The organism is Paraburkholderia sp. EG286A (genome assembly GCF_040965375.1).
GTDB lineage: Bacteria > Pseudomonadota > Gammaproteobacteria > Burkholderiales > Burkholderiaceae > Paraburkholderia.
The window spans coordinates 156,456-169,397 of the sequence record NZ_JBFRCB010000006.1; the positions used below are offsets into that span (position 1 = coordinate 156,456).

Annotated in this window: 11 protein-coding genes; 4 read left to right on the forward strand and 7 right to left on the reverse strand. The window is 63.4% G+C overall.

Annotation, left to right across the window (positions count from 1 at the left end):
- Window positions 1–395 precede the first annotated feature (395 nt).
- Window positions 396–1,088, forward strand: coding sequence for an alpha/beta family hydrolase (locus AB4Y35_RS27635; protein ID WP_368691195.1), 693 nt, complete (start codon window positions 396–398; stop codon window positions 1,086–1,088).
- A gap of 693 nt (window positions 1,089–1,781) precedes the next feature.
- On the opposite strand, the gene AB4Y35_RS27640 is transcribed toward AB4Y35_RS27635, so the two are convergent.
- Entirely contained in the window at window positions 1,782–2,033 is a 252-nt protein-coding gene (locus AB4Y35_RS27640; protein WP_368706864.1) for a pentapeptide MXKDX repeat protein, read from the reverse strand.
- Window positions 2,034–2,549: 516 nt separating this feature from the next.
- Here AB4Y35_RS27640 and AB4Y35_RS27645 point away from each other — a divergent pair.
- Together AB4Y35_RS27645 and AB4Y35_RS27650 are read left to right on the forward strand one after the other, a co-directional pair.
- Window positions 2,550–3,407, forward strand: coding sequence for an MBL fold metallo-hydrolase (locus AB4Y35_RS27645; protein WP_368706865.1), 858 nt, complete (start codon window positions 2,550–2,552; stop codon window positions 3,405–3,407).
- Window positions 3,408–3,543: 136 nt separating this feature from the next.
- Complete coding sequence (locus tag AB4Y35_RS27650; RefSeq protein ID WP_368706866.1) at window positions 3,544–4,968, forward strand: phosphatidylserine/phosphatidylglycerophosphate/cardiolipin synthase family protein; 1,425 nt, start codon at window positions 3,544–3,546, stop codon at window positions 4,966–4,968.
- 600 nt (window positions 4,969–5,568) lie between these two features.
- Here the strand turns inward: AB4Y35_RS27650 and AB4Y35_RS27655 are convergent.
- Entirely contained in the window at window positions 5,569–6,768 is a 1,200-nt protein-coding gene (locus AB4Y35_RS27655) for an amidohydrolase family protein (protein WP_368706867.1), read from the reverse strand.
- Here AB4Y35_RS27655 and AB4Y35_RS27660 point away from each other — a divergent pair.
- Entirely contained in the window at window positions 6,767–6,913 is a 147-nt protein-coding gene (locus AB4Y35_RS27660) for a hypothetical protein (protein WP_368706868.1), read from the forward strand. The two genes, AB4Y35_RS27655 and AB4Y35_RS27660, sit on opposite strands and share 2 nt — an antisense overlap.
- Window positions 6,914–6,929: 16 nt before the next feature.
- Here AB4Y35_RS27660 and AB4Y35_RS27665 read toward each other — a convergent pair whose 3' ends face one another.
- The 5 genes from AB4Y35_RS27665 to AB4Y35_RS27685 all read right to left on the reverse strand — a co-directional run bounded on the left by AB4Y35_RS27665 (window position 6,930) and on the right by AB4Y35_RS27685 (window position 12,940).
- Window positions 6,930–8,129, reverse strand: a complete 1,200-nt coding sequence (locus AB4Y35_RS27665; RefSeq protein ID WP_342924871.1) for a porin — start codon at window positions 8,127–8,129, stop codon at window positions 6,930–6,932.
- Between the two features lie 119 nt (window positions 8,130–8,248).
- The gene (gene araD / locus AB4Y35_RS27670) at window positions 8,249–10,000 is read right to left on the reverse strand and encodes an L-arabinonate dehydratase (RefSeq protein ID WP_368697283.1); all 1,752 of its coding nucleotides are present in this window, start codon (window positions 9,998–10,000) and stop codon (window positions 8,249–8,251) included.
- Between the two features lie 44 nt (window positions 10,001–10,044).
- A complete protein-coding gene (locus AB4Y35_RS27675) occupies window positions 10,045–10,971 on the reverse strand; it encodes an ABC transporter permease (protein ID WP_368706869.1) in 927 nt (308 codons plus the stop codon).
- Window positions 10,971–11,852, reverse strand: a complete 882-nt coding sequence (locus AB4Y35_RS27680) for a sugar ABC transporter permease (RefSeq protein ID WP_324159634.1) — start codon at window positions 11,850–11,852, stop codon at window positions 10,971–10,973. Before AB4Y35_RS27680 ends, AB4Y35_RS27675 begins: the two co-directional genes overlap by 1 nt.
- Window positions 11,849–12,940 carry an ABC transporter ATP-binding protein gene (locus AB4Y35_RS27685; protein WP_368706870.1) on the reverse strand — a complete coding sequence of 364 codons (1,092 nt, stop codon included), beginning with the start codon at window positions 12,938–12,940 and terminating at the stop codon, window positions 11,849–11,851. The genes AB4Y35_RS27680 and AB4Y35_RS27685 overlap by 4 nt, the downstream gene beginning before the upstream one ends.
- Window positions 12,941–12,942 lie beyond the last annotated feature (2 nt).

Here is a 12,942-nt window from a genome sequence, read left to right on the forward strand (position 1 = left end):
CCCGTGCATCAGCGAAGTCGTTGTCACGCCAGCCTTGTCCATATCCATTACTACGGCGACCGACCGCTTATGGCCGACTCAGAACTTTCTGCAGCCGGACCTGGTCTTCCAGAGAGTCAGCTAAATGAACTGCCCTTCGAAAACTTCCTTTGACGCTGATTGCAGTGTCGTAACAGTTCGCTGACAATGATGCAGGCGTGCAATTACGCCGTCGGGCTTGCGGTCGTCAACCGACATATCGCGACTGCGGCGCCGCTCACGACGGGCGCGCGCTCCATGGATCGGCCGGCAAACTCCGCCTGCGCAATGCCTTGCCGGACGCCGCCACAAACGCTCCCCGATGCCTCATTGATGCAGAATCGGCGCAATGGCCACAACGACACGACCTGAATACGATGGACGACCCAGAATCGCTTTCCCTGGCACTGCCCGACGGCACTAAGGTCTCTGCGCTCCTCCAGGTGCCGGAGGACGCGCGAGCCCTGTATGTCTTCGCGCACGGTGCCGGGGCCGGCATGCAGCATGCCGGCATGTCGTCATTGGCCGACGCGCTTGCGGCGGCCGATGTCGCCACATTGCGCTACCAGTTTCCGTACATGGAGCGGGGCTCCAGGCGGGTGGACTCGCCGGCCGTGGCACATGCTGCCGTGCAGGCAGCAGTCGCAGAGGCCCGCCGGCGGCTGCCAGCCCTGCCGCTCTTCGCGGGCGGCAGGTCGTTCGGCGGCCGCATGACGTCCCAGGCCCAAGCCATCTCCCCGCTCGATGGCGTGCGTGGCCTCGCTTTCGTCGCATTCCCGCTGCACCCGGCGGGCGCGCCCGGCGTGGAGCGGGCACGGCACCTGGCGGACGTCACGGTGCCGATTCTCTTCCTGCAGGGCACGCGCGACAAGCTGGCCGAGCTTCACCTGCTGAGGTCGGTCGTCGAGACGCTGGGGCCACGCGCCACGCTGCACGTGGTGGACGACGCAGATCATTCGTTCCACGTGCGCGCGTCCTCCGGCCGGACCGACGCGGAGGTCGTGCTCGAACTGGCACGCACGATGTCGGCGTGGTTCTTCGCCGAAGGAGAGTTCGTGCCAGTTACCTGAGCAAGCGCAGGAATGCTGGTAGCAGAGTCGGGACGGCGAGCCGGCGAACTCGCCGTGCTGCACTCGCCCGCTCAATCCCTTCGCTATCCGCAGATGGTCTGTCGCATAGCCACGATAAGCGACGCCTGTCGCGTCAGCGGGATGGTGTCGACAACTTCGCTGCTGTAGTTGGCGCTCGTTGGTGGAGAGACCCTAAGTCGTATCTCGCGCAATTCGTGGCGTCGAACTGTGTTGGTGGATGGAGTCCAGGAAAACAGGCGCGAGTCGATAAATCTACAAAGACTTCAACTGAACCGAAGATCGAGCAGAGCCCGATTGGGAGTGCGTGAACGTTCGTTAAGGCTTGAGAAGCAGCCGACTATGTTTTTTGCTCTAACGTCGCTTCCTGGCCGGTTTCGCGCGGACGGAGGAGCGCCCAAAAGCAGCCGCACGAACTCAAACTCAGTACGTGCGGCATGCGCCTATCCCGTTAGATTTCAGTCTGTTCGGATAGCAGTCGGCCAATTGCCGACGCCGGCCACCGTTCTCACGCTGATATTCATACGTCGGCTCTCCAGCAGGCAACGGACGTTCCGAAACCGTCAAGGCTTTAAAGGGCCTGACTACTGCGCGGGTGCTTGGTGAGGGTGATCCGTGGAGCGCTTCCGGGGAGCGTCTTCTGGTCTGGCATCAGCGGATCACTTCGTATCGACACTACTCCTTCACCTCGGCATTCTTTGTTTCATCTCCGGCCATGCCGTCATGGTTCATCGCATCTTCTTTCATCCCGTCTTTGGCCGCGCTGTCGGCGCTCATCGCGTCTGATTCTGTTGCGCTCTTTGCGGTTATCTCCTGACTCGGCGCGTCGTTGGCAGTCGCGTCGGTTGGTACACTATCATCAGCGAAGGCGCCCGCGGTCGCGAACGAGAAGCAGCTGGCGAGAATGGTGGCAGTGAGCTTGTTCATGATGTGATCCCTCAGCGAACCGACAGTGAGTCGGAATATCGATAGGACAGTAGCCCGATGGTGGGTGCCGTGAATCAGTGACGGGCATGGCACTTCCCGGTACCCCCGTCGGCGACGGTCATGTCATTCTTGCGCGAATGGATACGACAGGAAGTCGGCAACCACTCCAAAGGGCATGGGTAAAGACCCGATATGCGTTAACCGAATCACTGGGGAATGACTACAGGTAAGGTGTGAAAGGCGTCTGGATGGTCCAACGACCGCAGCGTTATGGCAATGGCCGCTGTACCCTCGAGAGGAGTCATCCAGGCAGCAGATGATCAAACGACGGCAGTGGGTCGATCTGGCGCCTTCGCCGGCGGCCCAAATTCCGTGCAATGACGGTTAGTCAAGAGGTGAAGCGCTACGAAGCTGGTGGCTCCGACTACGTCCCGTTGCTCCGGTCGCGTATTGGTGGTTGAAAGGTCTATGATGGGACTGTGAGGTTGCCATGCGTTGTCAGGACCCGAGCATCGAATGAAACCACCACGCAATACCAACTCCGCGCCTGGAGAGTGGTATATCGACACAGCGTGCATCAATTGCGGTGCATCGCGTCATGTCGCACCCGGGCTGATCGTCGAGCGAAACGACAAAAGCATCTTCGTTCGGCAGCCCGGCACGCCGGAAGAGCAGCTTGCTGCCTGGCGTGCGGCGTTCGTATGCCCGACAGCATCAGTACGCAGCGAAACGAAGCAGCTTCGTCCGAACGCGGTGATCTTTCCACAGCAGATCACATCGGGCGTGTGGCGCTGCGGATTCAACTCACGCTCATCGTTTGGCGCACATTCTTATTTTGCCTCGCGTGCGGACGGCAATCTGCTGATCGACTCACCGCGCTATGTGGCAGAGCTCGTCAAATGGTTCGACGACGCCGGTGGCATCGCACACATTCTTTTGTCGCATCGTGACGACGTCGCAGACGCGGACAAATACGCGCGTCGATTCGGCGCGCGCGTCTGGATTCACCGGGAGGACCGCTCGGCTGCCCCCTATGCAACGGATCTTCTCGACGACGTGTCGGCGCCGACCATTGCGGCCGGCGTTCAGGCAGTCCCCGTGCCCGGTCACACTCGGGGTAGCGTCGTCTATCTCCTCGACGATCGCATTCTCTGCTCGGGTGATTCGCTTGCCTGGAGCCCACGCGAGCAGGACCTCGTGGCATTCAGGGACGCGTGCTGGTACTCATGGACCGAGCTCACCGAATCGCTCAGCAAGCTGGCCGTGTATCGTTTCGAATGGCTGCTTCCTGGTCACGGCTGGCTCGCGCACTTGCCGGCCAAGGAAATGAGTGCTCGCTTGGTCGCATTAGTTGCACGCATGCGAAATGGTTGAAGTCGCCGGATCGGGCTCGCCGTTCTGTTCACCTTCCCGAAGTAACAGCGAGCGACTTGACCGCGCTTACGCGACAAAGCCTTCCAGACCTTCAAAGACATAGGGCCGGAGACACATCGAACCCGTTCGCCACATCATGACCGCAACAAGAAGCCTGGCGCTCGTTCTGGCATGCGTGTTTGCCTCTTCTCAGCAAGGTCACGCGCAATGTGTCGACCTGGTCGCCAGTCTTGACGACGGTCAGTTGATGCAGTCGCGGATTGCGCTGGTCGACCGTGCCACGCCTACCGAACAGATCCGCATCCTCGCCTATATCTTCAAAATCGATCAGACCGGCGGCCTGCTTTTGCGTCATCTGGTCGAGGCTGCGCGCCGAGGCGTGCCGGTCAAGCTGCTGATCGACGGCATCGGCCCCGAGCCGCACTACCCGTTCGAGGACGAGCTCATCGTCGCCCTGCACGAGGTGGCGCCCGGCATTGAACTCCGAATCTTCCATCCACGATCCGATCTCGTCGAGATTTCGCATCGCATGCACGACAAACTGTTCCTGGTTGGCGACACGGCCGTGATCGGCAGCACCTCGATCTGGGATGAGAGCTTCCGCAACTGGCTCAGCGAGCGCGATCTGATGGTGTCGGGCGACGCCGGCCAGGAGGCTTCCTCCCTGCACGCCATGTACCAGCATTTCGCCTTGTTCTGGAATAGCCCGGAAGTGGTTCGCCCCGAGCCGGAAAAATTCCTCAAAGTCGAAAGTCCTTATCGAGACTCGCAGGGTTATCCGACGCTGGACCCGGCGCGCATCCACTACTGGCGCGAATGGCTGCAGGCTCCGCTCGATGCTGCTGCCCAAGCGACAGACCTGGCCGCTACCGATACACCCACTGCCTCCGATACGCCCAATGGTCCCGCCACTCCGCCCGCTCCCGGGGCGTATTTTGATCCCGCCTGGATGCCGATCGCCTGCGAGCGCCTGCACTATGTTCACGACTGGCCCGACAAGCGCTCGCCAGGCACGTTGCAGGACATGCTAGAAGCATTCGATACGGCGCAGCACGAAATCCTGATCGTCAACCCCTACCTGATCCTGGTGCCGGAACTGCGCGAGGCGCTTGAGCGCAAGCGGCGCGAAGGTGTCCACGTGATCCTGGTGAGCGCCTCGCTGGCGAGCATCACGCAGGAATTCCCCGCAGTCGGACGCGCCTATGCCGACGATCTGCCCGGCTTGGTGAATGCCGGGATCGAGGTGCGCGAATATTCCGACCGAGAGAACCGCATGATGCACGCCAAGCTGGTCCTCATCGACGGCCATCGATATTATCTTGGCAGTTTCAATTTCGATTCGCTGTCGGCCCGCTTGAACACCGAAAACGGCCTGTGGATAGATATCCCTGAGGACGGGCTCGATCCCTTGCAAGACAGCGTGGCGTACTTCCTGAGCAACTCAAGTTCGGTGAGCGACGCCAATGGCCGCCTTCTGGCGGATCCCGATGCGCGCTGCCGGGCCGCCGGCTGCGGCGGTGCCTGGTGGTGGGTCACGATGCTAATCAGGAACTTCCTCTGAGCGCGGCGTGCCCTGTCGCTAAACTACGTGGCCAGTTCGGGTCGCCGTCCGCACTGTGCGCGCAGCAGTCGGCCAGGAGCGGCCGGTCGACATCGACGTCAAGATCGCTGAGAATCGCTGAATTCGCACTGACGGGGGCAAATTATCTTGAGTTCAGACTCAGATCGCATACGCGAGAAGCTTCGTGCCGCGGCGTATCACGAGGCGCTCTTGATTGGCCGCATGGCGTTGGCAGAGTCTCCGTGTGACCGTGAAGTCATTGCGGCGCTACACGATTTGACTGAGCAGCCAAGGTCGAATTGCATGGACCTGGCGGTACGGAAGTTGGACGTCGGTCCCGCGTTTGCCACGCTTGAAAACGTGCTGAAAGAAGCGAACAGATTGACGGGCCAGGACACGTATGGGCGCAAAATAATCGCATCACCAGGTCAGTAGCGACAACCCGTGTCGGGGATGCCAGGAACAGCATATCGGTGGAACGGCCGATTTGGAGCAACGCGACCGTCCGCTTCGGGTCGAACCGAACCCTACCCCGGCAATCTGCGAAGAGCCTTTTCTGCGGACCCAGCACGCTAACGTGCTACACGTCACGCTAATCACTCACACGATCAAATCCCCATCACGCACAACAACGCGTCCGTTCGCGACAACCAGCTTGCGCTTCGGCCGCGCGACGACGGCCTGCGCAACGCTCTCCGCGTCCACGACGACAAGCTCCGCCCGCGCCCCAACCTTCAGACCATAGTCGGGGAAATCGCAGCCACGCGCGGCGGCATCGCTCACGCAGTCGAATGCGATAGCGATATCGTCGTCGCGCCGCAAGTCGTAGCGCAAGCCGATCAACATGGCACGCTCGAGCATGTCGGGCACGCCATACGGCGACCACGTGTCGCGAATGCCGTCGTTGCCGCCGAACACCGTCACGCCCCTGTCGCGGCAGACCTTGAGCGGCGGAACCGGACACGAAGGCGGCGCGCTCGTCAGCAGCGCCACGCGCAGTTGCGCAATCCGGTCGATCAACGCGTCGCGCGCGCGCTCCGGCAACGCGCCCAGACAGAACGCGTGACTCACGACAACCTGACCTTGCATGCCGAGCGCCTGCACGCGATCGAGCAGCAGTTTCAGCGTGAACGCCCCGACCTCGCCGGGTTCGTGCAGATGAATATCGATCGGCTTGCGATGGCGCTCCGCCAGTGCGAACGTGGCATCGAGCGAGGCCACGGGATCTCCGTCGATCAGCGCCGGGTCGAGCGCACCGAGTACGTCGGCGCCGGCCGCCAGTGCGCTGTCGAGCAGTTCGACCGTGCCCGGCCGGATCAGCATGCCCGACTGCGGAAACGCGACGATCTGCAGGTCGAGGACATCGCGCAGCGTCTGCCGCGTGGCGAGCACGCCTTCGAGGTAACGCAGTCGCGCGTCGGTGTCGATGTCGACATGGGTCCGCAGGCGCGTCGTACCGGCCTGCACGAATGCGCGCGCCAGCGCGAGCGACTGGGCGCCGGCATCGTGGCCCGAGGTCCTGCGCCATTCGCGCTCGTTGGCGATGCGGTCGGTAAGCAGCGGCCCAACCTCGTTGCGATACCACGGGCGGCCCCAGTTGCTCTTGTCGAGGTGCGTGTGGCCCTCGACGAAACCGGGCAGCAGCAGCCCGGCGCCGCCGTCGACGACCGGTACGCCCGGCTGTGCCGCGACGTGGGGTCCGATTGCCTCGATGCGGCCATCGGCGAGCGCGACGCCAACGCGCTGGCCGTCGGCCAGCCTGACGTTCGAGAGATGAAGCGCGGAAGTCGTGAATGTCATGCCGATTCTCCTTGAAGCATCGCAGGATCTTATCGATTCGGCCGGATATTCAAAGATTAGATGTTCTACTACCTCTGCCCGCAAAAAAAACGGCGGCGCCGGTTATCAAACCGGCACCGCCGAAGATACTGCTTTCGGAGCGTGAAGACTTCGATATGTGCTTAGAAGCGGTGAATGATACCGATCGCGCCCGCCACCTGGCTGCGCGACGAAGACGGCGCGCTGTTCTGGCCGTCGCCGATGTCGGCAGTCGCGTTGATGATGTTGCCCGCGCCGTTCGTGCCAAGCGTCTGACCGCCTGCGCGCTGGTACGCCTCGACGAAGTACAGACCCGTGCGCTTCGACAGCGTGTAGTACTGCGACAGGTTGTACTGTGCGTACGAAGCCGAGCTCTGGATGCCGTTGGCCTTGGTCGCGCGCGTGTAGGCGAAACCAGCCGCGAGATCGAGGGTGGTGATCGGCTTGTAGTGCAGCACGACGCCGCCCGTGTTCCAGATTTGCGTGTCGTGGAAGGACGAATTCGTGCCCGGAATGTACTGGACGTTCGAGTAAGCCACCGAAATGTCCCACTGCGAGCTGAACTGGTAGCCAGCCGTCACCGCCAGGCGCTGCTGCGACTGTGTCGTCCGGAAGCCGTTCGTGAGAGCCGACACGCCCGGCTCGCCAGCGCTGTTCGCCGTCGAGTTATCGCCCCACGCGCCGCCGCCAGGCGTCGAATTGTGGAGGCGCTCGAAGCCTACGGCGATGCCTGCCGGACCGTGCAGATATTGCGCGGCAAGGCTCCACGTCTGGCCTGCGCCGGTGCTGCCCGCCACGCCGCCCAGTGCATACATGCCGCTCACGGTCAGGCCCGCGATGTTCGGCGACGTATAGACCATCGAATTGTTGATGCGATAGATGGTGTCCATCGAATCGATATCGCCCGGGTGCGCGCCGTATGCGCCGGTCAGCCACGTGGTCGGGCTGTACGGCGAGAGCAGCGTGTAGTACGGGGCGTACTGGCGGCCGGCCGTCAGCGTGCCGTAGTTCGCGTTCGTGACACCCACGAACGCCTGGCGGCTGAACATCAGGTTCGTGGTCTGCTGTGCGCCCGTTGCCGAATTGAAGCCTTCTTCGAGGGTGAAGATCGCGCGCGTGCCGCCGCCCAGATCTTCGCCGCCCTTCAAGCCGAAGCGCGACCCGGCCCAGATGCCCTGCGCCATCTTGACGACCGAACGTCCGCCAGAAGTCTTGCCCAGCGAGGTGGAGCTGCTTTGATAACCGATACCGTTATCGACGATACCGTACAGCGTGACGCTGCTTTGCGCGTGAGCGCCCAGCGCGGCGAGTCCAAGCGCGGAAGCGAGGATAGTTTTTTTCATCAGTCGTCCTATCTTTAGTCGTTGTGGTTTGCTACTCGTTAAAACCCTGATTGCTACATTGCCTCCTGTCCGGCAGGGAGCGCAGCGCCCCTGAAGCGCTCCCTGCCGAATGTGTCTCTTTAGTGAATCTCGGGTTCGCCGCCCGCGCTGGCGCACGAGCCGCCCACGCCGTCACGCTGCATGAAGTCGAACTCGCAGCCGTTGTTGGCCTGCATGACGTGCATCTGGTACATCGCGCCGTAGCCGCGCTTGAAGCGCGCTTCCGGTGCGACCCACGCGGCCTTGCGGCGCGCCATTTCCTCGTCCGGAATCAGCACGTTCAGGCGCCGCTCCGGCACGTTCAGCTCGATCAGGTCGCCGTCCTGCACGAGCGCGAGCGGACCGCCGATGAACGATTCCGGCGCCACGTGCAACACGCACGCGCCATAACTCGTGCCGCTCATGCGAGCGTCGGAAATACGCAACATGTCGCGTACGCCCTTCTGCAGAATCTTTTGCGGAATTGGCAGCTGGCCCCACTCGGGCATGCCGGGCGCGCCGACCGGTCCCGCGTGCTGGAGCACGATCACGCTGTTCTCGTCGCAGTCGAGGTCTTCGCTGTCGATGCGCGCAGCCATGTCGTTGTAGTCCTTGAACACCACGGCCTTGCCCGTGTGCACGTGCAGATGCTTTTCCGCCGCGCCCGGCTTGATCACGGCGCCGTCCGGCGCGAGATTGCCGCGCAGCACGGCGAGGCCCGTATCCGGCATGAGCGGCTTCGCGCGGCGATAGATCACCTCTTCGCTGTAGATTTCCGCGTCGGCGATGTTCTCGCCGAGCGTCTTGCCGTTCACGGTCATCTGCGTGCCGTCGATCAGTTCGCCGAGTTCCTTGAGCATCGCGCGCAGGCCGCCGGCGTAGTAGAAGTCCTCCATGAGGTACTTGCCGGTCGGGCGGATATTCGCGAGCACCGGCGTGCGGCGTGCGATTTCATCGTACTGTGCAAGCGTGAGATCGACACCGGCGCGGCGTGCCAGCGCGATCATGTGGACGATCGCGTTGGTCGAGCCCGACAGCGCGAGACACGTGGTCACGGCGTTGTCGACCGACTTGCGCGTGATGATGTCCGAAGGCTTCAGGTCTTCCCACACCATCTCGACGATGCGCATGCCCGTCTTCGCCGACATCTGCGCGTGGCGCGAGTCAGGCGCGGGAATCGAGGCGAAGCCCGGCAGCGTGAAGCCCAGCGCCTCCGCGGCGCTCGTCATCGTCGATGCCGTGCCCATCGTCATGCAGTGGCCCGGCGAGCGTGCGATGCCGCCCTCCACGCCCTTCCAGTCCTCGTCGGTGATCTTGCCCGCGCGCAGGTCGGCCCAGTACTTCCAGGTGTCCGAGCCCGAACCGAGCGTCACGCCGTTCCAGTTGCCGTTGAGCATCGGGCCCGCCGGCAGGAAGATGGTCGGCAGGTCCATCGAGATCGCGCCCATCAGCAGCGCGGGCGTGGTCTTGTCGCAGCCGCCCATCAGCACGACGCCGTCGGCCGGGTACGAACGGATCGTCTCTTCCGCTTCCATGGCGAGGAAGTTGCGATAGAGCATCGTGGTGGGCTTCTGGAACGGCTCGGAAAGCGTCTGCACCGGCAACTCGATCGGGAAACCACCCGCCTGCCAGATGCCGCGCTTGACCTCTTCCACGCGCTGCTTGAAGTGCGTATGGCAGGGGTTGATCTCGCTCCACGTATTGAGGATGGCGATCACCGGTTTGCCCGCGTACTCCTCGCGGCTGTACCCCATCTGCGCGGAGCGCGAGCGATGGCCGAACGACCGCAGGTCGTTCACTCCATACCAGCGGTGGCTGCGCAGTTCTTCGGGGGTCTTTCGCTTCTTGCTCATCTTGCGTTGCTCCAGGTGTTTCCAGTAAAGCCGCCGGCGCTGGCCTAGCGTTGCTCCTTCACGCGCGACACGAGCTGTGTCGGGCTGACGAACTGCAGGGCCACCAGCACCCACGCAAGCGTGATGGCCATGTAGATCATGGCCATCGCGTCGATGGATTGCGGCGCACGCACGCCCGTCGAGAAGACGGCGTAGTACAGCGCAACCACCAGCGTTTGCGTGTCGGGTCCGGCGGTAAAGAAAGTGAGTTCAAACATGCCGATCGTGCGCACCAGCACGAGCAACCCCGCCGCCAGCATCCCCGGCACGAGGAGCGGCAGCAATACATAGCGGAAATAGCGCAGCGTGTTCGCGCCGAAAATGCGCGCGGCCGACTCGAGATTCGGATCGATCTGCTCGATGAACGGCGTCATCACGAGGATCACGAACGGCAGTGCGGGCACCAGGTTCGCGAGGATCACGCCAGGCAGCGTGCCCGCGAGGCCGATCTGGTACATGGCAGTGGCCATCGGAATACCGTACGTGACGGGCGGCACCATGAGCGGCAGCAGGAACACGAGCATGGCAATGCGCTTGCCTGGGAACTGCGCGCGCGCCAGCGCGTAGGCGGCGGGCACGCCCAGCGCGATGGAGAGCAGCACGACCGAGCCGACCACTTCGAACGTCACCCACAGCACGCTCGACAACTGGAAGTCGCGCCACGCCTGCGCATACCAGTGCAGCGTGAAGCCTTGCGGCAGCGGCGTGCCGAACCAGCGCGTGGCGATGGAGTTCACGCCCACGGTAGCGATCAGCAGCACCACGTTGAGCAGGAAGAACACCACGCCGCCCCAGACGAACACTTTCCAGAGCACATCGGGCAGGCGCGAAGCGGGCCTGGCCTGCTCGACGTTGGCGGCGGATGCGGAACGTTGCTCGCTCGTCGTCGCTTCCGCGCCGAGGCCGGCCGCGTTGCGTTGATGTGCGGTCATCAGCCTTTCCCTCCGCTCACCGGGCCCGAGTAGAAGAAGCGCTTGGCGCTCAACATCGCGGCCACGACGATCAATTGCACGAAGCCCATCACGATGGCGATGGTCGAGGCGAGCGAGTAGTCATAGCTCTCGAACGCCGCCTCCGCTGCCGCAATGGAGATCACGCGCGTGGGACCCGCGGGCGCGCCGAGCAGCACGGCGGAAGGGAACACCGAATACGCCTGCACGAACGACAGGCACGCGGCCATCGTGAGACCGGGCGCGAGCAGCGGCAGATAGATTTGCCGGAACTGCTGCCACGGGCCTGCGCCAAGCGTGGCCGCCGCGCGCGCGAGCGTCGGGTCGATGCCGGTCACGTACGAGAGCGTGAGCAGAAACGCGAACGGGAAACCCGAAACGATCAGCGAGATCAGCACGCCCCAATAGTTGTGCGTGAGCCGGATCTCTTCGTTCGTATACAGATGCAGCGCGTGCAGCGCCTGCGGGAACCAGCCGTTCGGGCCGAAGTAGCTCAGCATGCCGTCGGCGATCAGCACCGTGCCGAGCGTGACGGGGATGACGAGCAGCGTGGTCACGAGCTTCTGGTACGGCGACTTGCGGCGCAGCGCGAAGGCCACCGGCAGCGAGAGCCCGACGTTGATGATCGTCGCGGGCACCGCCAGCTTGAGCGTGACGAACACCGTGGGCCACAGCGAAAGGTCGTGAACGAACTGCAGGTAATTCGCGAACATGCCGCCGCCGTTCATCGGCCTGAACGACAGCACGAGGCCGTAGGCGAACGGGTAGAGGAACATCGCGATGATGAAGCCGAGCGCGGGCGTGATGAGCCAGCCGCGCGAATCGCGCGGCGCCTTGACCAGCGACGGAATGAGCGTGCTCATGACGCACGCTCCGCGTAGGCCAGCACGTGCGAAGGCGCGACGCGCAGCGTGGCGCGCTCGCCCGCTGCGAATTCGCCTTCCACGCGCGCCCACAGCTTGCCGAACGGCGCGTTGGCGAGCAGCAGCGAGTCGCGGCCGCCGTATTCGACCATTTCCACTTCGACGTCGAAGGCGTTCGCATCGCCCGCGTTGGCGCGCTCGAAATCTTCGGGGCGCATGGCCACGGAAATTTCGTTGCCGCCGTTGTTGGCAGCAATATCGCCCATCGGCACGCCAGTGAGCGTGATGCCCGACGACGACATCGCAACATGCCCGCCCTGCTCGCCCGTAATCGCGAACGGCAGCACGTTGCGAAAGCCCATGAAGCGCGCAACGTGCAGATTCGAGGGGCGGCTATACACTTCCTTCGGCGTCGCGACCTGCTGCACGACGCCCTCTCTCATCACGACGATGCGGTCCGCCATCGAAAGCGCTTCGTCCTGATCGTGGGTCACGTAAATCGTGGCGCGTTCGAGCTGCCCGTGAATGCGGCGGATTTCCGCGCGCATTTCGATGCGCAGCTTGGTGTCGAGGTTCGAGAGCGGCTCGTCCATCAGCACGAGCGGCGGCTCGATGACGATGGCGCGGGCAATCGCCACGCGCTGCTGCTGGCCGCCCGAAAGCTGGCCCGGCAGCTTGTTTTCGTGGCCGACGAGCTGCACGAGCTGCAGCGCCTCGCGCGCGCGGCGCTTCGCCTCGTCGCGCGGCACGCCCTGCATTTTCAGGCCGAAGCCGACGTTTTCCAGCACCGTCATGTGCGGGAACAACGCGTAATTCTGGAACACCATGCCGAAGCCGCGCTTCTCGGGCGGCAGCACGTCGATACGCAGGTCGTCCAGCCAGATGCTGCCGCTCGTGAGCGGTTGCAGACCGGCGATGCAATTGAGCGCGGTGGATTTCCCGCAGCCCGAAGGCCCGAGCAGCGCGATGAATTCGCCGCGGCGAATCTCGAGGTCGAGACCACGCAGCGCGGCGAGCTGCGTCCCCTCTGCGCTGGTGAAGCTACGGCACACCGAGTCGAGGCGCAGACGATCGAAAGAATGCTTCATGA

Excerpts from the sequence above, each read along its gene's own strand:
- AB4Y35_RS27635 (WP_368691195.1), top strand. The coding sequence starts at position 396 with ATGGACGACCCAGAATCGCTTTCCCTGGCACTGCCCGACGGCACTAAG.
- AB4Y35_RS27640 (WP_368706864.1), bottom strand. The coding sequence starts at position 2,033 with ATGAACAAGCTCACTGCCACCATTCTCGCCAGCTGCTTCTCGTTCGCG.
- AB4Y35_RS27645 (WP_368706865.1), top strand. The coding sequence starts at position 2,550 with ATGAAACCACCACGCAATACCAACTCCGCGCCTGGAGAGTGGTATATC.
- AB4Y35_RS27650 (WP_368706866.1), top strand. The coding sequence starts at position 3,544 with ATGACCGCAACAAGAAGCCTGGCGCTCGTTCTGGCATGCGTGTTTGCC.
- AB4Y35_RS27660 (WP_368706868.1), top strand. The coding sequence starts at position 6,767 with ATGCCGATTCTCCTTGAAGCATCGCAGGATCTTATCGATTCGGCCGGA.
- AB4Y35_RS27655 (WP_368706867.1), bottom strand. The coding sequence starts at position 6,768 with ATGACATTCACGACTTCCGCGCTTCATCTCTCGAACGTCAGGCTGGCC.
- AB4Y35_RS27665 (WP_342924871.1), bottom strand. The coding sequence starts at position 8,129 with ATGAAAAAAACTATCCTCGCTTCCGCGCTTGGACTCGCCGCGCTGGGC.
- araD (WP_368697283.1), bottom strand. The coding sequence starts at position 10,000 with ATGAGCAAGAAGCGAAAGACCCCCGAAGAACTGCGCAGCCACCGCTGG.
- AB4Y35_RS27675 (WP_368706869.1), bottom strand. The coding sequence starts at position 10,971 with ATGACCGCACATCAACGCAACGCGGCCGGCCTCGGCGCGGAAGCGACG.
- AB4Y35_RS27680 (WP_324159634.1), bottom strand. The coding sequence starts at position 11,852 with ATGAGCACGCTCATTCCGTCGCTGGTCAAGGCGCCGCGCGATTCGCGC.
- AB4Y35_RS27685 (WP_368706870.1), bottom strand. The coding sequence starts at position 12,940 with ATGAAGCATTCTTTCGATCGTCTGCGCCTCGACTCGGTGTGCCGTAGC.